This window comes from Thermoactinomyces daqus, from assembly GCF_000763315.1.
Classification (GTDB): Bacteria; Bacillota; Bacilli; order Thermoactinomycetales; family Thermoactinomycetaceae; genus Thermoactinomyces_A; species Thermoactinomyces_A daqus.
In genome coordinates this window covers 79,558-100,426 of record NZ_JPST01000021.1, presented here as the reverse complement: position 1 = coordinate 100,426, position 20,869 = coordinate 79,558, and the positions used below count along the sequence as shown (strand labels likewise).

Here is a 20,869-nt window from a genome sequence, read left to right as displayed (position 1 = left end):
GGGAAATCCCCTTTGGCGCTTACGAACGGACAACATCATATCCTTGATCTTCAATCGTCTCGATCAGTTGCTCCACATTCACGGCACCATCCTCAAATTCTATATCAACCAGACCCTCATTCAAGCGCACCGTGACTTCGCGAACGCCATTCAGTTTCCCGACGCTGGTTTCAACTGCATTGACACAATGGTTGCAGGACATGCCGTTTACTTTCAGTGTAACTTGAGCCATCGCTATTTCCTCCTCATTCAGGTACATTGATTTTAGGTAACGACAAAAGATTTTTGAGTTGCGCACTCATGGTAACTTGCAGACTTAACATTTCCTTTGTCAAAATCCGGCGTTTGGCCAATCAACATACCTGTTCTTTATTAACATTCTTCACATTCAATATACTATACCCCCCTACTGTATTTCAACGGGGAGCGGGGAAAAAGATATCAACGTATACACAGATTTTCCTTCCATTTCCTCTATCTTCATTATTTCTTCATATTTCACTTTTATGATGAAATCACGGGAGCGGATTTGTTCGACATGCTCCGCTCCCATCCCGTCCTTCAACTTCTTTTTATATATTTCGCCAATCACGGCTTTGCTGAAGAAAAGTGGAGGAATTGCTGATGAAGAAAAAAGGAGTTATTCTTCTTTCCGTTTTTGTGGCCGTCGTCGCGATCATCGCCATTGTCGCGGCGGTGACCGTCACCCTTTCCGGGGAAAAAGACAGCGCAAATCCGACTCCGGCACTGGCCGTTCCCAAAGTTTCCAAAGACTCGCAGGGAAGGCCCCTGAAGGAGTTTACCATCACGGCCAAACCGGCGAATTGGACGCTGCAACCGGGGATTCAGGTTGATGCGCTGACTTATGACGGAACCGTTCCCGGAAAAACAATCAAAGTCACTCAGGGAGATCATGTCAAAGTTCAACTGATCAATCAGATGAACGAACCGGTCACTATTCATTGGCATGGTTACCCGGTTCCCAACGGAATGGACGGTGTGGCCGGTCTGACTCAAGCTCCGGTAGCTCCCAAGCACAGCTTTACGTATGATTTCATAGCCAAAGTTCCCGGAACTTATTTTTACCACTCCCACTATAACAGTTCCACCCAGGTGGATCGAGGGTTATATTGAGCCTTCATCGTCCTGCCCAAGAAAGAAACGGTAAAATACGATCACGACTATGTTCTGATTTTGGATGAATGGATGTCCTCGCAAACGAAAATGGAGATGGATTACGCTTCAAAGGACATGGAAGGCATGGATCATTCGAAAATGAATATGGATCACGCTTCGGCGGACATGGGAGACATGGATCACTCGGGGATGCACATGGAAGGCACGGATCATTCAAAGATGAATATGGATCACGATGAAATGATGAAAATGATGTACGATCTCTATTCCGTCAACGGAAAGACCGGGTCCGCCATCCGGCCGCTGAGGGTGAAAAAAGGAGAACGGGTTCGGTTGCGCTTCATTAATGCCGGTTATCAGACCCACATGCTGCACCTGCAAGGACAAAACTTCAAAATCGTTGCCGAAGACGGCAATGCGATTCCAAATCCGGCGGAGGTAAAGGATCAGCTGATTCCGGTCGGAGCGTCCGAACGGTATGAAATCAGCTTTGTTGCCGACCACAGTTTTGCCATCGACCTTCATGACAGAACCAAGGGAGCCAAATCCTTCCTGCTTCCCGTCGAAGTGGAAGGCAGCCAGACAACCGTAAAAGCCGATCACGAAAAAAATCTGCCTGTTTGGGATTTGGCCAAATACAATCAGGATCAGACGAAGTCCCCCGTCTCTTTCCGGTCTTCGTACACGCTCCACCTCAACACGAAAACGGAAAACAGGGTGCAAGTCTATACGATCAATGGCAAAACATGGCCAAACACCGATCCTCTGCCGGTCAGGGCCGGGGAACAAGTCGAGGTCACCCTGATAAATGAGGGAAAATCCGTCCACCCGATGCATCTGCACGGTCACAAGTTTCTCGTGCTGTCGGTCAATGGAAAACCCGTTTCCGGCCAGGTTTACAAGGATACAATCCAGGTGAACCCCGGGGAAACGGTTGTGATCACCTTTAAGGCGGACAATCCCGGTGTCTGGATGTTCCACTGCCATGATCTGCACCATGCAGCCATGGGCATGATGACCGATGTAACATACCAGGGCTACAAAGGGACTGATCCGGACAAACGCAAACAAGTGCACGAATAGAAAACCGGCTCCTTTTTCGGAAAATCCGGGAAGAAGACCCATGCAACGCAAAAAGGAGTGGATTCCCCCACTCCTCCGACATGCAACCGAAAATATGGGACGAATCGGTATGTGCCGGTTTGTCCCTTTTTGCTGCTTATTTCGGCAAAGAGAGCACCACCCTCGTTCCACGTCCCTCCTCACTTTCGATGCAAATCTCTCCCTGATGGGCTTCAACCAGCTTCTTTACGATCGTCAAACCGATGCCTGTCCCTTTGCGCCGTCCTCCCGCCCGATCGCCACGATAAAACCGCTCAAACACCTTGGGGATTTCTTCAGCAGGGATCCCCATCCCCGTGTCCTCCACCACCACGATGGCCTGCTCCTCCCTGTTTGTCACCCTGACGGTGACTGTTCCCTCCGGAGGGGTAAAATCAAGGGCGTTGGACAACAGATTGAACAATATTTGCGTGAAGCGGTAGCGATCGACGGGCACGACCACCGCCTCCTCCCCGGCAAATTTCAGATTCACCTTCTTCTGCACAAACGGCGTTTCCATCGTTTGCAGGAATTGCCGGATGATCTCCACGAGATTTTCCGGCTGCCGGTTCAATTTGAATTGCGGTGAATCCAGCCCCTGTAATTGTTCCAAGTCGCCGACCAAATGAATCAGCCGTTCAATTTCTTCATAACAAGCATGGAGACGTTCCGGGGTCGGGCTCCAAATCCCGTCCTCAAAAGCTTCCATATGGCTTTTCAGCGTAGCCAGAGGGGTTCTTAACTCATGGGCCAAGTCAGCGGTCAAATTTTTGCGGAATGCCTCCTGTTTTTGCAGTTCCTCCGTCAGGTGATTGAGCGCCTGCCCGAGTTCGGCCAATTCGTCGTTTCCCGAGACGGCGATGCGGGATGTCCACTTGCCCTGTTTCATCCGTTCGGCCACTTCCTTCATCTTGATCAGGGGCGCACTGATGCGCTTGGCCAGATAGAGACTGATCATGACAGCCAGTGCGATCGTGCCGATCATCGTCCACAAGGTTGATTGGACCAATGCCTGCTGCAGATGATAAACAAGCAGCACCGTGCCTGGATCAAGCTCCGGGTACTCACGCAGATACATCGAAAAGTGATAACGGATTTCCAGCAGCAAAAAGAGGATGGCCAAACCGATCATCCCGCAGGCAACACCGATAAACGCTCCGGTCAAACGCCTTTTCATCGGCTTCGCTCCCTTGGCGCAAACCGGTATCCAAATCCGTAAACAGTCTGAATGTATTCCGGCGTCCGCGGGTCGGATTCAATTTTGTGGCGCAAGTTTTTCACATGTTGGTCAATGGTCCGGTCATCTCCGTGGTAATCATAGCCAAAAGCCTTGATCACCAATTCTTCGCGGGAAAAGGGACGGCCGGGGTGACGGGCCATCACGGAAAGAAGTTTGTATTCAGCCGGCGTGAGGTGCACCGTTTTTCCCTGCTTCCACACCGTCTGCGCCCCGGAATCGATGACCAGATCGCCACCGTTGAAGGTGACTCTCGTCGCCAGCAAATCCGGTCCCGACCTGCGCAAGATGGCCTTGACGCGGGCAATCAGCTCCCGGGGGCTGAACGGCTTGATCACATAATCATCCGCCCCGAGCGCCAAGCCTTTGATCCGGTCTTCTTCACCGACCTTCGCCGTCAGCATGATGATCGGCACCGGCGACTGTTCCCTGATTTGTTGACACAACGTTTCTCCCGGCACATCGGGCAGCATCAAATCGAGAATCACAAAATCGATCACTTTTCCGGCAAACAGCCGCAAACCTTCCGTGCCCGTTGCCGCTTCCCATACAGTAAAACCCTCGTTTTGCAAATATGAGACGATCACATCCCGAATTTTTTGTTCATCCTCGATCACCAAAAACTCTCTCATCTCGATCTCTCCGTTTCGACCGGTTCCGGTCGCTTCTAACCGCCCCGGCTCTTGAATACGTTTTAAAAAGTATGATGTGGACACTGAGGGGTGAGCAAAACCATGCCATTCCGCCGCCGTTTGTTCTACCGAAACCATCTCCGGTTTAAGCGGCCCTTTCACTTTCCGCTGCCATCGATCCGGTTCCCGTCCTTCTCTCTTCCCCGAAGAAACAAAATCAGCAAAAAAACGCCGGCGCCATTTCATTTCCGTTTTCATCCCCATCCGGTGTTTCGCCTGAGGAGAGCATCCATTCCGATCATGATTATCATTCTGTTTTCCTTCTTGATTTTCTCTTTGTGGAATCTCGAGCGGGAATTGGAGCCCATTTTGAGGGCCATCGCCCAGGAGGAAGCGAAAAAAATCGCCCAGCACGCTTTCTCCAACGGCATCGAGCAAATGCAGAAAGCCTTGAACGGCCGTTTGCAACCGATTGCCACCCTGCAGACAGACCATCAGGGAAAAATCGCCGGAGTGAGTTTTAATACGCAAACCGAAGCAGCCATATACAAAATCGTCTCGGAAAAGTTACTTGAAGAGTTGGACAAAACCCGGGAGTACAGCGTAAAGTTATCGCTCGGGGAAATCACGCAAAGCAGCATCCTGTCCGATTACGGCCCCGAACTTCCCTTAAAATTGTGGATTGAAGGTTCTCCGCATGTGACATTTTCATCCGAAATCGTATCACGGGGGATCAATACGGCTCAAGTCAATATCTATCTCAACGCTGACATCGAAGTGAAAACGCTTTTGCCGCTCACTAAGGACCGGCTTCATTTAAAATTCAACCAGCCATTGGCCCAACAAGTGATTGTCGGCGATGTTCCTGATTTTTATCCGATCGGAATCGATACGATAAAAAAATGAATCCCTTTAAAATAATTTTCACTTTGTCAACTGGAAACATTTACTTTATACTAAATTTAGAAGACTTATTTGGGTGAAGGAATTTTTGAAAACGTGCGGCACTTATCACCCGTCGGAAAAATCTTCTCCGACCTCTTCCAAGCCCGTGCAAAAGCTGCCTGATATATCAAAGAGAAATCGTTTGAGGTGATCATATCTTGCGTTTTCGCCATGTTGGCCTGCTCGCAGTACCTTTTTTTATTGCTGAGCGGATGTACAACACAAGCGCCGGAACAGGCGGGCAGCGATTCATCGCAGCTCGAGAAAACCACAGTCCCGGTCACGTTGTCCGTTCGACACCTTGATTGATGGTATCAAAAACCTGATCGGCAAAATCGAGTGCCACATCCGCCTCTGATGAACCGCTGTACTTCGCCACTGCCCCATACCAATCGCCAATTTCGGACGGAACCTCTCCCGTCGTTTGTCTGGCGTACTGCGCAAGGAGCGCTGCGGCTCCCCGGATGTTTTGCCTGGGATCCTGCTTCAGCCGTTCCGGGCCCTCTCCGAGTAACGCTGCCGCCGTCTTCAGCGTATGCAGCCCCGGGTTTTGGCTCACCTCTTTCACCGTCAGCCGAGCCGCTTCATCTTTGCCGTTACGGCGCAATTTAGCGGGGTCAACATCAGTCAAATGCATAAGTCCGTACCCGCCCGACACACTTGGCTTCCCGTCATGCTGTTCAAAAAGGGAAACATTATAAGAGACGGACAGCAAGATCTCCTCCGGCACTTTAAACTCCCGGGCCGCGCTGGCGAAATCATCCTGAAGTTGACGGTCATTGCCGGTTTGCGCATAGACTTGAAAAGCGGAACTCTTCCCGGCCAAACTGCTTCCCCACGGAACCAGTCCGGCTGTCAGGCCCGCCACTGCCACTACTGCGATCAGCCTTCTGAGACGGCCTTTTTTCTTAATCGACAATCAAATCCCTCCTTGACGCAGGGGACAGATCCGATCAGGCATGCCGGAACACTTTCTCCAAAATCACGCCCATCGAATGCCTGTCACATTCATATGATTAACTATATTTCTTTCTACAACAGGCATAAAAAAACCTACTTTATTTTGCCCACGAAGCGATATGGATTTGGAGGGAGAGATTTTCAGAAGGGGGCCTCATACGCGGCCAAACCCGGGAATTTAGAAAAAACCTCTGCCGGAACAAATGCTCCAACAGAGGTTCGCTCACTCATGAAGAGAAGAAATGGTGATGGTGACGATGATGGCGATGACGGCGGTGAGAAGAAGACGAGTGACTGCGACTGTAGCTGTGGCTGTGACTGTGCGAGTGTAAATAAGAGTGATAATGGTAATGGCGGCGATGGCGCCGGTGTTTCTTCCATGAGGAGGAAGAGAAGAATCCGCAGTAATACTTCAGGATCTCCAGGTCCCTTTCCACTTTCTCCTTGAACTGCGCACTGTCACGGGTAAAGAAAAAGCGGCCGGTATCGACAATTCTGATCCGGTTGTCTTGATCCACCATCATATTGTTCAAGTGTAAATCACTTGGAATAATCCCTTTCTTGTAACAATCTTCCGCATATTTTTCCAGTTGCCAGTAATACCGGTCAGGCAGCTTTCCACCCGCTTTCACCATTTCACCCAACGTGTGACCGGACACTTTCTCGACAACCAAAAATCTTCCCTGCCGTTCTTTATAATAAAGCGTAGGAAAAGCAGAATGGCCCCGCATGTAATTCAATACCCGATCGTCATCGTTTTCGCTGTAATTTTCCTTGAACACCTTGACTGCATATCCCTCATAATCATACACTTTGCCGCTTAACCCCTCACCGAGCAACGGGTAACTTTCTTCAATCGCTCCCGACAATACCATCTCGGATAATGTTTCGATTACCTTGCGATCCAATGAAAACGGCTGCTTCATCCTGTTTCCTCCCTATATGTTTTCCAGAGTCTATTTTCACTTTTTCTCGCAGCTTGAAACCTCTGACAGAAAATATTCATGCTTCCTTTTCTAAAATATTCGCTCCATCGCCAATCATTCCAGGGGCCCAAAGGCATTCTCCCCTGCAAGCTTCTTCCATTCAGTGAGAAATTCTCTGTCTGTTTTCAAGAAAGAGTTGTGAAACGGCAAGATATTGGGATAATATTGGTCGTAGTCTGGAAAAGAGGAGGTGAATGCCGTTACCAACCATCGGTGTAACGGTATCACAGATGAGTGTTCATATTGGAGCAAAGCAGGGTGAAATTGCCGAAAACATTCTGCTGCCCGGAGACCCGCTCCGCGCAAAATATATCGCGGAAACTTTTCTTGAGGAACCTTCCTGCTATAATCAGGTGCGCGGGATGCTCGGTTTTACCGGTACATATAAGGGGAAACGAGTCTCCGTACAGGGAACCGGCATGGGAGTGCCCTCCATCTCCATCTATGTAAATGAATTGATTCGCGAATACGGCGTGAAAAAACTGATCCGTGTCGGAACCTGCGGTGCGATCCAAAAAGACGTTAAGGTTCGTGACGTGATTTTGGCCATGACATCCTGCACCGACTCCGCTGTCAACCGGCAAACGTTTCCCGGATTTGACTTTGCCCCTTGCGCCGACTTTGATTTGCTGAACAAGGCTTATCAGACTGGTGTGGAAAAAGGGTTGCACGTTCGCGTCGGAAATGTGTTAACCTCGGATACCTTCTACCGTGACAGCATGGAGCCGGTCAAAAAACTGGCTGATTACGGTGTATTGGCTGTCGAAATGGAAACGACCGCCCTCTATTCTCTGGCCGCCAAATACGGCGTTCACGCCCTGTCCGTCCTTACCGTCAGCGATCATATTTTTACCGGTGAAGAGACGACGGCGGAAGAGAGACAAACAACTTTCCACGATATGATGTTGATGGCGCTTGAGGCCATAACCAGAGACTGACTGATTCCCTGCCGAAAGGCGGGGTTTTTTATATGCTCTGCCAGTTCCGTCAAAAAAGGGAGCATTATTGCGGAAGAAAGGATTGATCGCGCCAATCGGGCTGAAACGCCTCCAGAACGCTGTTGATGACATTCGACAAAATGAGAGAAACGGCGAAAAATGAAATAAATACTCCGTTGCAAATATTTAATGGAGTATATATTACAAACGAGGTGGAAATCATGGATCATCACGCCCTCCTTCTCTCCAAAACCAAACGCTCTGCTGAAGCCTATCGGGAGGCGGCAAGATGGATTCCGGGCGGAGTAACGGCAAACATCAAATACTTTGAACCGTATCCGATCATCATGGAATCTGCTGACGGCCCCTATCTGTACGATGTTGACGAAAATCGCTATATTGATTACAACTTATGTTACGGAGCGTTAATCCTGGGACATGGCCATCCCAACGTCAAAAACGCGCTGCAAACACAACTGGAGAAAATCGGAACCACGATCTTCGGCACTCCCCATCAGCTGGAAACGGAGATGGCCCGCACGCTGGCCGGCCTTTACCCGGGGATCGACCAGGTTCGCTTTACCAATTCGGGCCTGGAGGCGACTTTGTTGGCCATTCGTCTGGCCATGGCCTGGACAGGCCGAAAAAAACTGGCCAAATTTGAAGGCCACTATCACGGCGCTTACGATCAGGTTTTGATCAGCGTCAATCCGCATAAACGGAACCGGCATGAACCCCCTTCCCCGGCTCCCGACTCAAGGGGCCTGCCGGAATATTATACAAAAAACACCATCATTCTGCCTTTTAACGATTTGGAACAAACGGCGGAAATCCTCAGCAGACACCGGCATGAAATTGCCGCCGTGATTCTCGAACCGATTCAGGGAGGATTCATTCCGCCGGAGCTTCCGTTTTTGCAAGGGCTGAGAAAATTAACCGGTGAGTACGGGATTGTGCTCATCTTTGACGAGGTAAAAACCGGGTTTCGCATCGGCATATCCGGAGCGCAGGGATTATACGGGGTTGTGCCCGATTTAACCGCCCTCGGAAAAGTGCTGGGAGGCGGTTTTCCGGTCGGAGCCGTCGGCGGCCGGCGGGAAATCATGGAATTATGCTCACCTGCAGGCGGCACTGACATTTTGACCACCCAGTCTGCCGGCGCTGCTTCTCAGGGCAAACCCTTGTTTCACAGCGGTACGTATAACGGCCATCCATTAGTCCTCAGCGCCGGGCTTGCGACCATTCAGACATTGGCCGAGCCCGAACTTTACCGGCAGCTGGAGGAGAACACCGCGCGGCTTAAAGCCGGATTTGAGGAAATTGCCGTTCGCCATGGAATCACCGCCCGGACAGTCGGTGTCGGGAGCATCTTCAACCTGGTGCTCACCGACCGCCGGTGCGCCAAATTCAGGACGTATTGGCCTCAAATCTGTCGCTGCGCAAAAAACTGGATCAGTATTTGCTGGAGAACGGGATTTTTATCAAACCCCTCAATCGCTTCTCCATGTCGGTTGTCCATACCGAAAAAGTGGTGGATGATACACTGGAACGATTTGAAAACGGGGTGAAAAAACTGAAAGGAAAGGCGTGATCGTTTGCCGGAACACAGCGACATCTTTGCCAGAATCCGTGCGCAAAGCGGCCGGATGAGCAAAGCCCAGCGGCGGATCGCAGCATATCTTGAAGCCCATCCGGATACCGTTCCTTTTTTAACCACGGCCAAATTGGCAAAGCAAGCGGGGGTCGGCGAGGCGACGGTCGTTCGCTTCGCCTCTGCCCTCGGCTTTTCGGGCTTCACGGAAATGCAGCAGCATTTGCAGGAGCAGCTCCGCAGACGGGTGACAACGGTGGAGCGGCTGGATTTGAATGCGGATCTCTATCCTGAAGAACAACGGATTGCCTACGAAGTGCTCACCGATGATATCGCCAACCTGAAACAAACGATGCAGATGCTGGATGCGGAAACCTTCAGCGAAGCGGTAAAACGGATCCATCAGGCCGCATCGGTCACCATTGTCGCCCTGAGAAGCTCGCATTCACTCGGTTCCTTTCTCGCATTTTACTTCCAGTTACTGCGAAAAAACACGCAGTTCATCACTGATTCCGATACCATGTTTGAAAAGCTGGCCCACCTGAACAAGGAAGATCTGGTGATCGGCATCAGCTTTTCCCGGTATACAGCCAGAACGGTGGAAGCGATGCGCTTTGTGCGGGAACGCGGGGTTCAGACTCTGGCCATCACTGATGCCCACCATTCCCCCCTCGCCGCGGTCTCCGATCTTAGTCTCATTGCCTCGAGCAGCCTGCCGTCCTTTCTCGATTCTTTCGTCGCTCCGCTCAGCCTGATCAATGCATTGTTGACGGCGGTGGCAAGAATGAACCGGCAGGAAGTAACCCGGCATCTGGAGAGAATGGAGCGTTTGTGGGAACAGGAAGGAATCTATCATTCTGATGAAAAGTGAGCTCCGATGCGTTGAACGACCATGACGGCCGGGAGATTGTCGGAAGATTTTCCGGTCTCAAAAAGAACGCCCTCCCCCCAAAATCCTGTCAAACCCGGTGTGCTCATTAAGATAATAAAAAACCTTTCAAGGAAAATGGTCCTCCCCTTGAAAGGTCCGCTTGTTGACAAAACCTCAAAAAACAGGAATCCCTGGGTCCGGGTGCTACTCTTCACTCCCGTCTCCTTCACCGCAAAGATCGCAGCGAAAAAGCACCCGTCCCCCTCCATTTTTTCAGTTCCCCCATCGACGTGAATTCTCCTTGTTTCCGCGATCCGCCAGAATAGCGATTGTTATTCCTCAAGGCGGTCCAATACCTCTTCCAAAAGAAAATTGTTTTCAAAAGTGGCTTCTTGAACCTCAACGATTTTTTGTGTTTGATAGTATCCTGAATGGGAAAAAGGATCTCCCTTTAATAGTTCCTCGGCTTCTTTTTGTGATTCAGCTTTGAGAATCATTAAAACTGTGCCGTCTACACAAGGACCGCAAAATGGTAATTTTCCTTTTTTCTTTTAATGAACGTAAATACTCAACGTGCCCAACAACAAGTTCTTTGGACATGAGATGCTTTTGCTTGTCAGAAAGATGGACGATAAATTGTTTGCTCATTTAGGCCTCTCCTTTAAATAAGGATTTGGTCATGAAACCGGGTCAGCAAACACCGGAGTGGATCAATTGAATTCCGGCCTTGACACATGTCAGTTGCTCTTCGAAAAATATTCCCGGGTATCTTTGCGTATATGTTTGGGCAAGACGCGATCAAGCTCTTCATTTAACCAGGCCAGTGTTTTACTGCGCAAGTAATCACGCATTTTTTCTTCCGCAGAGAGCATAACTGAATTGATGGTGCAAAAGGAGGGAGCAGAGCAACAGTTTTCCCTGTACAAATATCCATTGTCTTTAATGTTTTTACATTGGAATATAGGCTTTGAACCTTCAACTGCTTCAATCACATCCCAAAAGGAAATATCCTCCGGCTTCCTGGATAACCTATACCCTCCCTTTACACCAGGTACAGAACTGACAATCCCAGCCTTGGATAATTTACCAAAAACTTTGGAAAGATATGTCTCAGAAACCCCTTGGAATTCTGCCAAATCCTTTATCCCAACACTTTTATCGGAAGGAACATCGATTAAATAAACCAGACAATGTAAAGCATATTCAACACCGACACTATACTGCATATTTCTTCACCCTCTTTTGATTTTAAAGATTAATCCAGTTGTATCTTAGAAATATGTAGAGTCTTAGTCAAATAAAAGAAATCGATGCGATTAAATGATGCTTCATTTGACAAAGATGATGAAAGTCTTTATTATGGATAAATGTAATCGGCGATTAACTAAGTCCATAATTAGGGACTGAAATTCATTTTATTGGAGAAATAAAAATGAACAAAACGCTTATTATCAACGCACATCCAAAGACAGATGATCCTTCTTCAGTGAGCTTGCAGGTTCTCAACCACTTTTTGAAAGCTTATAAAGAATTCACAAACGGAAGCGAAGTAATTGAACAGATTAACCTGTACAGTGAAGACGTGCCCATGATTGATAAAACAGTTTTAAGCGCATGGGAAAAGCAGCAAAAAGGACAGGAGCTAACCAGCCAGGAGCAACAGGTAACAGAACGCATGTCGGAGATCTTACAACAATTCAAAAGCGCAAATACGTATGTCATCGTTTTGCCTTTGCATAATTTCAATATTCCATCAAAGTTAAAAGATTATATGGATAATATCATGATCCCACGTGAAACGTTCAAGTATACCGAAAACGGATCAGTGGGTCTGCTTAAAGACGGACGAAGATTGCTCGTGATCCAAGCAAGCGGAGGAATCTATACAAATAATGATTGGTATACAGAAGTTGAATACTCTCACAAATACCTGAAATCAATGTTTAATTTCCTCGGGATCGAAGATTATCAAATCATCCGTGCACAAGGAACTAATATATTGGAGCCAAACGAAGTATTGCAAGAAGCATTTAAAGAAGCTGAAGAAGCTGCTTTCAGATTGGCATCTAAATCAAAACGGTCCTGAAGGAAAAGAGATATAAGCGGTGTCGGGCAGGGCGGCCCGTTCCCCCTCTAAAAACCGTGCACACGTGTTTCACCGAACACGGCTCAGGCCTCTTTAAACGTCCCGTATTCTGGATGCAAGAGACTCGGTTCCCTTGTAAATCGGAACTGCCAAAAGATCACCAGACGGTGTGATAATTGTGCCATCCAGTAAGTCTGGTGATCTTTTCTTATGGTCAATCGGCATCAGATCGCGCGAAAAAACATCAAACCAGCCGGACCCCGCACTTTCAGCCAATCCCCGTCCTGAATCATCGCCGGTCAGATTAAAAGTGGGCAAAACTTCAGCCGTTTCATTTCGCGATCGCTCATTTTCGGAAGCAATGCTCCTTTGATGTTTGCACGGCCTGAAGCTGTTCTGCCTGCGCCTTTTTTATTCCGGAAACCGTTCAGAAGAAGGATCTTCATCCGGTTGGCGGCATAACAGAACAACCGGCAGTCCCCTGCCCGTAATGCGCCGGTAAAACCGTTCTACATGACGATCGATCTCCCGCTGCCGCGCCATCTGCAAAACAGCCGGATTGGCAAAAATCACTTCAATCTTCGCACCATTGATCCGCCACTCCGCTTGCCCGAACCAGGTAGCCGCTGCGGGTGTAACCAGTTTCTGCAAATTTTTTTGAATAAAATATTTGTACTTTTGCAACACGACCGGATGCTCAACCGCGTCATACTCAAACCGGACGGAGACGCGAATGGCCGGATGAAAATGTTTTTTTACCCTGGACCGGAACTCCTGCCAAATATCCGGATCGAGAGGTTCAACAAGATGCAAACAGAGTTGCCAGGTTCGTTTCTCCTGATCCACGATCACTTCTTTGATATAACCACCATGAAAATGCCGGTTCAGCCAATCTTCAGGCAATTCCGTCTCGCGAAAAAGGTTGATCAGCGCCTTCTTTCCTTTCACCTCTCTCAACCTCCCGGTCTTCTTATAACAGAGAGTTTATCAGAAAAAAAACGGCGGAACCAGATCAGTTTAAAATATTGAAACAACAAGGAATAGCCGAAAAGATCAGGTTGACGTCCATGTTGGAATACCTTAAAATCATTTCGATTAACGAAAACTTTCCATTTCTAACAAATTACTTGTTCAGCATCATCTGATTTAACCATGAGGGAGGTTTCAACATAGATGAGCAAATCGCTCGGCAGTTACGACACAACCCTACTGAAATCCACCCGATCACGCCGAGCTGGAATGATCTTTCTGCTGGGATCTCTTGTCTCCTTCGGCCCTCTGTCCATTGACATGTATTTGCCTTCGCTGCCCGTTCTGGCCAAGGGGCTTCACACCAGCACATCGCTCTCCCAGCTCAGCCTGACATTCTGTTTAATCGGGCTCTCGCTCGGGCAATTGGTCGCAGGCCCGCTCAGCGATACGCGCGGCCGGCGGCTTCCGCTTCTTTGCGGGCTCGTCCTTTATACCGTTTCATCCCTGTTATGTGCTTTCAGCTCTTCGATTTGGGTCTTGATCCTGCTCCGGTTGATCCAGGGACTGTCGGGGGGTGCGGGCATTGTCATCGCCCGTGCCATCGTGCGCGATCTCTACTCAGGTCCGGAGTTGACCAAATTCTTTTCTCTTCTCATGCTGGTCAACGGTGCGGCCCCGATCCTCGCTCCGATCATCGGCGGACAGTTGCTAAACATCACCTCTTGGCGCGGGGTATTCATCGTGCTGAGCATTGCGGGTGCGATCATGATGCTCTCCACTTTGTACACCCTGCCGGAAACACTGCCTGTCGATCGCCGGGCCAAAGGCGGAATCAAAAATACCCTGTCCACCATCCGCAATCTCGCCGGTGACCGTCTTTTCATGGGCTATGTGCTGGCGCAAGGAATGGTGACCACCGCCTTGTTTGCCTATGTTTCCGGTTCTCCGTTTGTCCTGCAAGACATTTTTGGCGTCTCGCCGCAAATGTTCAGCCTCTTCTTTGCCATTAACGGCTCCGGCATCATCATCGCCAGCCAGGTCACCGGGAGACTGGCAGGGCGGGTCGGCGAAGCAAAGCTTCTCCTCATCGGGCTTGGCATAGCCGCAACCGGCGGGGTTCTGCTGCTGGCCGCCATTTTGCTCGGTGCCGGTCTGGCAGCCATTTTACCTCCCTTGTTCATGGTGGTCTCCAGCGTCGGAATGGTTTCGAGCGCAAGTTTTTCTCTGGCGATGCAAAACCAGGGAAAAGCAGCAGGCAGCGCTTCGGCATTGCTCGGATTGCTCTCCTATGTTTCCGGCGGAATCGCTGCCCCGCTCGTGGGCATCGCCGGTAACCATTCCGCCGTGCCTATGGGAATCATCATCGCTCTGGCCGAAGCCGGCGCCGTTCTCAGCTACCTGCTCCTCATTCGCAAGCGGAAATCCTCCTGATTTGCCAAAATCCCGTTGTTCCTCCCTCTGTGGCTGGAAAAACGGGATTTTATTTTTTAAAGAGCAGAATGACTTTTATCTGAAAATGAATTACCATAAACGAAAACACCCATACACTGAGAGGAAGCTTTATGAGAATCATCATTGCACCCGATTCGTATAAAGGCAGTTTGCCGGCCAAAGAAGTGGGACTCACCATTATGAAGGCGTTTACATCGGAAATTCCCGAGGCTGAGGTAACGGTGATTCCGATGGCGGACGGTGGTGAAGGCACGATTGACGCAGTGGTTTATGCCACCGGCGGTAAAACACAATCCGTCGAAGTGGCAGGACCGCTCCTCAAGCCTGTCACGACCTGCTACGGTGTGATCGACAAACAAACGGCAGTCATTGAAACAGCCAATATCGCCGGCTTGCCCATGGTGCCCAAAAACGAGCGAAACCCGTTGCACACTTCAACCCTCGGCATCGGGCAAGCGATCAGACATGCCTTGGATCAAGGCTACCGGCGCTTTATCGTCGGACTGGGGGGAAGTGCGACCAATGACGGGGGAATGGGCATGCTTCAGGCGCCGGGAGCCACTTTCCTCGATGCACAAAATCAACCGCTGCCCCCGGTCGGAATCTCGCTCGATCACGTTGTCAAAACCGACCTCAGCGGATTGGATCCCCGTCTGTTTGAAAGTGAAATTCTCGTCGCCAGCGATGTGCAAAATCCGCTGTGTGGCGACCAGGGAGCAACCAGCGTCTTCGGTCCGCAAAAGGGGGCAACCCCCGAACAGCTGAAACAGCTGGAACGGGGCATGCAAAAGTATGCGCGGTGCCTCGAAACACTGACAGGCAGGTCACTGCAAACGGTTCCCGGAGCCGGGGCTGCCGGCGGTCTGGTATTTGCTTTCCTCCTGTTGCAAGCCAAAATAAAAAGCGGGGCAAAGCTGATCGCAGACCTGGTTCATTTGGAGGAAAAAATCGCCGGAGCTGACTGGGTGATTACCGGCGAAGGAAAAACTGACTTCCAGACCCAATACGGCAAGCTTCCCGTTTTCGTGGCGCAATTGGCGCAAAAACACGGTGCCAAAGCACTCCTCCTCTCCGGCAGCATCGAACCGGGAGCCGAAGCTTTAAGCAGCCATTTTGTCAGTCTGCACTCCATTCAACGAAGACCGCTCTCTCTGGAAGAGGCCATGGACCAAACCGCTTCCCTTCTGATGGAAACCGCCCGAAACCTGGCGCGCCTGATCAAGGTTTGTTCCTGAAAATCCGGCACAGCAAACAGGAAAACCCGCCTTCCCGATCACATGCCGGGCGGCGGGTTTGTTTCAGTCAGATGGATCGACTTCATCTAAAGACAAAGTTGTGACCTCTGTATAATCGCCCCGGGCAATTTCCTCTTTCGTCGCTTTCTTCTCCAATTCCTCATGATCGTTTAACCCGGGAGCGATTTTGTTCGCTTCTTTCTGCTTTTCCTTCATTCCGATGCCTCCTTTTGAATCCTTAGTTTGCGCGATGATTGCCCGGAAAATTCATTTTGCGATCAGCGGTGAAAATCGTGGTAATATAAAAAAAACGATTTTAACACAAAAAACGCAAAAATTACAGTATAGGAGACACCCAAGAGATGGAACATTTAAACATTGGCATGCTTCTGTTTTTGATCGCATCCGGCTTTTTGGCCTCGTTTATCGACTCCGTGGTGGGGGGAGGCGGCCTGATCTCCATTCCCGCCCTGATGATGACCGGGCTGCCGCCCACCGTCGTGCTGGGAACCAACAAACTGGCGGGCACGATTTCCTCTCTGACCAGTACCATTACATATATCCGTTCTGGGAAAATCAATTTTCGACTGGTCAAATATCTCCTTCCTTTGTCGTTCGCCGGTTCGATATTGGGCGTTTATACTGTCAAGCAAATCTCTTCCGATTTTTTAAGACCGTTGATCATCGTTTTCTTAATCCTGGTTACGTTTTATTCTTTGCTGAAAAAGGAGTGGGGGCGGGAATCGAAGTTTGAACAATTTACGGTCAAGACCGGTATTTTCATTGCCATGGCCAGCTTTGCCATCGGTTTTTATGATGGTTTTTTCGGTGGGGGAACCGGTTCTTTTCTCATGTTTTCGTTTTTGCTGCTGGGGTTTGATTTCATCCAGGCTGCAGCAAAAGCCCGGTTGCTCAACTTCACCAGCAACATAGCCGCACTCATCTTTTTTATCTGTCTACATGATGTCAATTTTGTCTATGGAATTCCCATGGGAACAGCCATGCTGTTGGGCGCGCTGGTCGGCTCAAATGTCGCTCTGCGCAAAGGGGCCTCCTATGTCAAAGTGCTGTTTGTCTCGGTCACCATCCTTCTGATCGGCAAACAAATTATTGATTATCTGTAAAAGAGATCGAAAATCTATGATGAGGATTCACCATTGCCCACGAACGGGCGATCTTTGCAAAACAGGCGCCGAACTTGCGGGAAGAATCTTTCTTTCGCATTCGGCGCCTGTGTCCGCTTCCGTATAAAACGGCTTTATTCCTTGATTTTCAGAAGTCTCATCGCATTCAGAGTGACGATCAGGGTGCTGCCCATATCGGCAAAAACGGCCATCCACAGCGTTAACCATCCCGGAATGATAAGCAGCAAAGCGAGAAACTTGATGGCAAAAGAGATGGTGATGTTTTGCTTGATAATGCCAAGCGTTTTGCGGCTCAGCCCGATGGTAAACGGAAGTTTTCGCAAGTCATCTCCCATAAGCACAATATCCGCTGTCTCCAATGCCGCGTCTGTTCCTGCCCCGCCCATGGCAATGCCGACTGTTGCAGCAGCCAAGGCCGGGGCATCATTGACGCCGTCTCCGACCATTGCCACCCGGTTTCCGCTGTTACGGACCGCTTTGATCCGCTCCAATTTTTCCTCAGGCAAAAGCTCCGCTTCAATTTCCCTGATCCCCAACCGGTTGCCTATGGCGTCGGCTGTCTCGCGGTTATCCCCTGTCAGCATGACGGTTCTCCTGATTCCGATCCGGTGCAACCGCTCTACCGCTTCCCGGCTGTGCTCACGAAGTTCATCGGAAATGGCGGCCAGTGCCAAGGCTTTCTCTTCATCAGCCAGCAGCACGACCGTTTTCCCCTGTTTTCGATAGCTTTTCACCTTTTCTTCAATGTCAATCGGAATGCTGTTCGGCAGGATTTCTGCCAACCAATCCGGACGGCCCGCATAATAGTGCTTTCCGTCCACTTTGGCCCGGACGCCTTTTCCGGTAACCGATTGAAAATCTTCTGCTTCCCCAACCAAAACTGCCGACTCCTTCGCTTTATCCAGCAGGGCGGCGGCCAGCGGGTGCTGCGAATGACGTTCAATCGAGGCGGCAATTTGCAAGTGGGCCTGTTCTTGGCCGGTGAAGGAAATAAAATCTGTAACCACCGGGCGCCCCCGCGTCAGGGTTCCGGTTTTATCAAAGGCGATGGCCGTCAAGGAGCCCGCTTCCTCCAAATGGATTCCGCCCTTGATCAGAACTCCGTTTCGTGCCGCGTTTCCAATCGCCGTGACGATGGCCACCGGAGTGGAAATCACCAGAGCACATGGGCATCCGACCACCAGAAGCGCCAGCGCACGGTAAATCCAGACAGACCAAGCCCCGTGAAAAAACAGCGGCGGAATCAGGGCGACGAGCAGGGCAAGGAGCAAAACGGCCGGGGTGTAAACTTTGGCAAACCGGTCGATGAACGCTTGAGAAGAAGCCCTTTCCGCCTGTGCTTCCTCCACCAGATAAATGATTTTGGAAAGGGTGGTGTCCCGAACCTGCTTGGTCACCTTGATTTCCAGGTAACCTTCTTCATTTATGGTGCCGGCAAACACCTCATCTCCCGCCGATTTGGCGACCGGAATCGATTCACCGGTAATGGGGGCCTGGTTGACAGCGGAGGAACCCGACACAACGACCCCATCCATGGCGATTTTCTGCCCCGGCTTGACCAGCAGAATATCCCCTGTTTCGATCTCATCGACAGGCAGGGTGAACTCAGCCTGATTGCGCCGCACGGTCGCCTGTTTCGGGGCCAAATCCATCAGCGAGCGGATGGATTGCCTCGCCTTGTCCATCGAGTATGACTCGAGAATTTCACTGATGGCAAACAGTACGACAACTGTCGCTCCTTCGCCCCATTCCCCGATGGCGGCAGCCCCGACGACGGCGATCGTCATCAGCGCTTTCATATCAAAATCGAGGCGGATCATGCTTTTGATCCCATTCACAAACAGCCCGGCGCCACCGATGAGCATGGAGATCACCATAGTCAAAATCGCAAAGGCGCTCGTTTCACCATACAGATCATCGGCAGCATAACCCAGAAGGAGAAAGATCAGCGCGAAAAATAACCGCTGATTCTCCCGCTTTTTCCAAACCGGAGTCCGTTCCTCCTCTTCACGCAGACCGTCCGGAACCAGCTTCAGGTTTTCAAAGCCCCCTGCTTTTTCCAATTCCTCAAGCGAGGCGGTTCCGTAAACAGTCAGCTTCGATGCACCGAAATTGATCCGGGCATCCTCCACGCCTGGCAGGGCCTTGACGTTCCTTTCAAATTTGGCGGCACATCCGGCGCAGGTCAAACCCTTGACCCTGTACATATGACAATTATCGTTTTTCCCCATTCTCTCCCACTTCTTTCTGATGCAAAAATGCGATCTCGATCAACTGCCGTACATGGTCATCATCAAGCGAATAAAAAACGAGCTTCCCTTCCTTCCGGTATTTGGCCAGTCCCATGTTTCGCAGCAAGCGCAAGTGATGGGAAGCGGTCGCCAGAGAAGATTCAATAATATTGGCAACATCGCAGACGCACAGCTCCCCCTCCTGCATGAGCGCATAAGCGACCTTCAAGCGGGTCGGATCGGCCAGTGCCTTGAACAGTTGCGCCGTCTCCAGCGGATTCACCGCTTGCAAATGCGCTTGCACCCGCTCCACTTTATCGGCATCAAAACAATAGATCTCACAGCGGTCTTCACTCATACCATGCACCTCGCGCCACAATCTGACGGTTATTTTCTTATATTACAATACTCAAACAACCATTTGAATAATTGATGGGAAATTTAAAATTTCTTTCGCAAAGTGCATTGCAAAATGCGCTGACCTTCCTCCTCCATGCACTTCGTATCGTCACTCAAAGATCCCCCGCAACCCTCACATCCTTGCCGGAATCATCTCAGAATGTGCCGATGTTGTCTGCAAGAATTTTTTCGTCTTGTCAGACCTCTCAATTCTGTATATGATAATGATAATCGTTATCATAAATTGATTCATGATCGCTGGGAGGCAAAACATGAGTAAATCAATCACTCTTCGTTCGTTGACCGAAGTGATTCGGGAGCGGCGGACCGTACGCCAGTTCCGCCCTGATCCGGTTCCGCTGGATGTGATGAAGGAGATTTTGGAAACTGCCAATTGGGCCCCCTTTCACAAGGAAAAAGAGCCATGGCGCTTCCTGCTGGTGCACGGAAATCGCAGGGAGGAAATTATCGCATTATCCATGAAAGTTTACTCCCATCTGCCTGCTCCGACTTTAAAAGCATTTGAAACGTACTTGCGCACCGTCCCCATCTATTTATTCGTCATCATGGAGGAAAGCGAAGAACGACAGCAATGGGAAGATGATCTCTGCGCGACTGCGGCCCTGATTCAAAATATTCAACTTCTCGCCTGGGAGAAAGGGCTTGGCATGGTATGGAAAAGTTATTACGGCACAGATCTGGGGCGGGCTTACCCGGAGGAACTGGGGCTCAAGCCGGGCGAGAAACTGGTTGGTCTCCTTCTGATGGGATATTTTGATCAAGCCCCAAAACCAAAACGCCGCACTCCGCTGTCCGAGTTATTGACGATCCGGGGGGATTAGCACCAAGGCCGCACCCTTCTCCCGGGCCGTCATGGCCTGACTTTCATTGATAATGATTTTCATCTTCATTTTTTTCCGAACTCCCCCTTTACTTTCATCCGGCTCAATG

At 50.1% G+C, this 20,869-nt stretch carries 23 protein-coding genes; 11 read left to right on the top strand and 12 right to left on the bottom strand.

All coding sequences use genetic code 11. The annotated features are described in order from the left end of the window. Positions 1–19: 19 nt before the first annotated feature. The gene (gene copZ, locus JG50_RS0110435) at positions 20–232 is read right to left on the bottom strand and encodes a copper chaperone CopZ (protein ID WP_033101047.1); all 213 of its coding nucleotides are present in this window, start codon (positions 230–232) and stop codon (positions 20–22) included. A gap of 392 nt (positions 233–624) precedes the next feature. On the opposite strand from copZ, the gene JG50_RS18830 reads away from it, so the two are divergent. Beyond that, the gene (locus JG50_RS18830; protein ID WP_052154198.1) at positions 625–1,134 is read left to right on the top strand and encodes a multicopper oxidase domain-containing protein; all 510 of its coding nucleotides are present in this window, start codon (positions 625–627) and stop codon (positions 1,132–1,134) included. 126 nt (positions 1,135–1,260) lie between these two features. Further along, positions 1,261–2,220: a multicopper oxidase family protein gene (locus JG50_RS18825; RefSeq protein WP_160173851.1), complete on the top strand. Its 960-nt coding sequence runs from the start codon at positions 1,261–1,263 to the stop codon at positions 2,218–2,220. A gap of 136 nt (positions 2,221–2,356) precedes the next feature. On the opposite strand, the gene JG50_RS0110425 is transcribed toward JG50_RS18825, so the two are convergent. After that, the gene (locus tag JG50_RS0110425) at positions 2,357–3,415 is read right to left on the bottom strand and encodes a sensor histidine kinase (protein WP_033101046.1); all 1,059 of its coding nucleotides are present in this window, start codon (positions 3,413–3,415) and stop codon (positions 2,357–2,359) included. Continuing rightward, positions 3,412–4,353, bottom strand: coding sequence for a response regulator transcription factor (locus tag JG50_RS0110420; RefSeq protein ID WP_309485155.1), 942 nt, complete (start codon positions 4,351–4,353; stop codon positions 3,412–3,414). The genes JG50_RS0110425 and JG50_RS0110420 overlap by 4 nt, the downstream gene beginning before the upstream one ends. 21 nt (positions 4,354–4,374) lie before the next feature. Here JG50_RS0110420 and yunB point away from each other — a divergent pair, with 21 nt between their 5' ends. Next, the gene (gene yunB / locus JG50_RS18820) at positions 4,375–5,013 is read left to right on the top strand and encodes a sporulation protein YunB (protein ID WP_309485156.1); all 639 of its coding nucleotides are present in this window, start codon (positions 4,375–4,377) and stop codon (positions 5,011–5,013) included. Positions 5,014–5,332: 319 nt separating this feature from the next. On the opposite strand, the gene JG50_RS0110405 is transcribed toward yunB, so the two are convergent. Further along, positions 5,333–5,971 (bottom strand): lysozyme family protein, encoded by a 639-nt coding sequence (locus JG50_RS0110405; RefSeq protein ID WP_052154195.1) that lies wholly within the window; start codon positions 5,969–5,971, stop codon positions 5,333–5,335. A 268-nt stretch (positions 5,972–6,239) separates the two neighbouring features. Next, positions 6,240–6,938: a serine/threonine-protein kinase gene (locus JG50_RS0110400; RefSeq protein WP_033101044.1), complete on the bottom strand. Its 699-nt coding sequence runs from the start codon at positions 6,936–6,938 to the stop codon at positions 6,240–6,242. A 290-nt stretch (positions 6,939–7,228) separates the two neighbouring features. Here JG50_RS0110400 and deoD point away from each other — a divergent pair, with 290 nt between their 5' ends. From deoD to JG50_RS0110385, 3 genes are all read left to right on the top strand, one after another. Further along, on the top strand, positions 7,229–7,936 hold the full coding sequence (deoD, locus tag JG50_RS0110395) for a purine-nucleoside phosphorylase (RefSeq protein WP_033101176.1): 708 nt from the start codon (positions 7,229–7,231) through the stop codon (positions 7,934–7,936). Between the two features lie 221 nt (positions 7,937–8,157). Further along, a complete protein-coding gene (locus JG50_RS18235; protein WP_309485157.1) occupies positions 8,158–9,504 on the top strand; it encodes an aspartate aminotransferase family protein in 1,347 nt (448 codons plus the stop codon). Positions 9,505–9,531: 27 nt separating this feature from the next. Beyond that, entirely contained in the window at positions 9,532–10,398 is an 867-nt protein-coding gene (locus JG50_RS0110385; RefSeq protein WP_033101043.1) for a MurR/RpiR family transcriptional regulator, read from the top strand. Between the two features lie 332 nt (positions 10,399–10,730). Here the strand turns inward: JG50_RS0110385 and JG50_RS21095 are convergent, their stop codons facing one another. The 3 genes from JG50_RS21095 to JG50_RS0110370 form a co-directional block, all read right to left on the bottom strand. Next, positions 10,731–10,895, bottom strand: coding sequence for a YciI family protein (locus JG50_RS21095; RefSeq protein WP_200880754.1), 165 nt, complete (start codon positions 10,893–10,895; stop codon positions 10,731–10,733). Continuing rightward, a complete protein-coding gene (locus JG50_RS20470) occupies positions 10,879–11,046 on the bottom strand; it encodes a hypothetical protein (protein ID WP_200880756.1) in 168 nt (55 codons plus the stop codon). Before JG50_RS20470 ends, JG50_RS21095 begins: the two co-directional genes overlap by 17 nt. An 89-nt stretch (positions 11,047–11,135) precedes the next feature. Next, positions 11,136–11,624 carry an RrF2 family transcriptional regulator gene (locus JG50_RS0110370; RefSeq protein WP_033101041.1) on the bottom strand — a complete coding sequence of 163 codons (489 nt, stop codon included), beginning with the start codon at positions 11,622–11,624 and terminating at the stop codon, positions 11,136–11,138. 206 nt (positions 11,625–11,830) lie between these two features. On the opposite strand from JG50_RS0110370, the gene JG50_RS0110365 reads away from it, so the two are divergent. After that, entirely contained in the window at positions 11,831–12,484 is a 654-nt protein-coding gene (locus tag JG50_RS0110365; protein WP_033101040.1) for an FMN-dependent NADH-azoreductase, read from the top strand. A 411-nt stretch (positions 12,485–12,895) separates the two neighbouring features. Here JG50_RS0110365 and JG50_RS0110360 read toward each other — a convergent pair whose 3' ends face one another. Continuing rightward, positions 12,896–13,432, bottom strand: coding sequence for a PolC-type DNA polymerase III N-terminal domain-containing protein (locus JG50_RS0110360; RefSeq protein WP_033101039.1), 537 nt, complete (start codon positions 13,430–13,432; stop codon positions 12,896–12,898). Positions 13,433–13,657: 225 nt separating this feature from the next. On the opposite strand from JG50_RS0110360, the gene JG50_RS0110355 reads away from it, so the two are divergent. Beyond that, positions 13,658–14,887 (top strand): multidrug effflux MFS transporter, encoded by a 1,230-nt coding sequence (locus JG50_RS0110355; protein ID WP_033101038.1) that lies wholly within the window; start codon positions 13,658–13,660, stop codon positions 14,885–14,887. Between the two features lie 131 nt (positions 14,888–15,018). Beyond that, positions 15,019–16,143 carry a glycerate kinase gene (locus JG50_RS0110350; protein WP_033101037.1) on the top strand — a complete coding sequence of 375 codons (1,125 nt, stop codon included), beginning with the start codon at positions 15,019–15,021 and terminating at the stop codon, positions 16,141–16,143. A gap of 63 nt (positions 16,144–16,206) precedes the next feature. On the opposite strand, the gene JG50_RS20465 is transcribed toward JG50_RS0110350, so the two are convergent. Further along, the gene (locus JG50_RS20465) at positions 16,207–16,359 is read right to left on the bottom strand and encodes a hypothetical protein (protein WP_181735391.1); all 153 of its coding nucleotides are present in this window, start codon (positions 16,357–16,359) and stop codon (positions 16,207–16,209) included. A 146-nt stretch (positions 16,360–16,505) separates the two neighbouring features. Between JG50_RS20465 and JG50_RS0110345 the strand changes: the two genes are divergently transcribed. Beyond that, a complete protein-coding gene (locus JG50_RS0110345; protein ID WP_033101036.1) occupies positions 16,506–17,267 on the top strand; it encodes a sulfite exporter TauE/SafE family protein in 762 nt (253 codons plus the stop codon). Positions 17,268–17,401: 134 nt separating this feature from the next. Here the strand turns inward: JG50_RS0110345 and JG50_RS0110340 are convergent, their stop codons facing one another. Further along, on the bottom strand, positions 17,402–19,519 hold the full coding sequence (locus JG50_RS0110340) for a heavy metal translocating P-type ATPase (protein WP_152568545.1): 2,118 nt from the start codon (positions 19,517–19,519) through the stop codon (positions 17,402–17,404). Continuing rightward, the gene (locus JG50_RS0110335; protein WP_033101034.1) at positions 19,503–19,877 is read right to left on the bottom strand and encodes an ArsR/SmtB family transcription factor; all 375 of its coding nucleotides are present in this window, start codon (positions 19,875–19,877) and stop codon (positions 19,503–19,505) included. The genes JG50_RS0110340 and JG50_RS0110335 overlap by 17 nt, the downstream gene beginning before the upstream one ends. Before the next feature lie 313 nt (positions 19,878–20,190). Here JG50_RS0110335 and JG50_RS0110330 point away from each other — a divergent pair, with 313 nt between their 5' ends. Further along, positions 20,191–20,760: a nitroreductase family protein gene (locus tag JG50_RS0110330; protein WP_033101033.1), complete on the top strand. Its 570-nt coding sequence runs from the start codon at positions 20,191–20,193 to the stop codon at positions 20,758–20,760. Positions 20,761–20,869 lie beyond the last annotated feature (109 nt).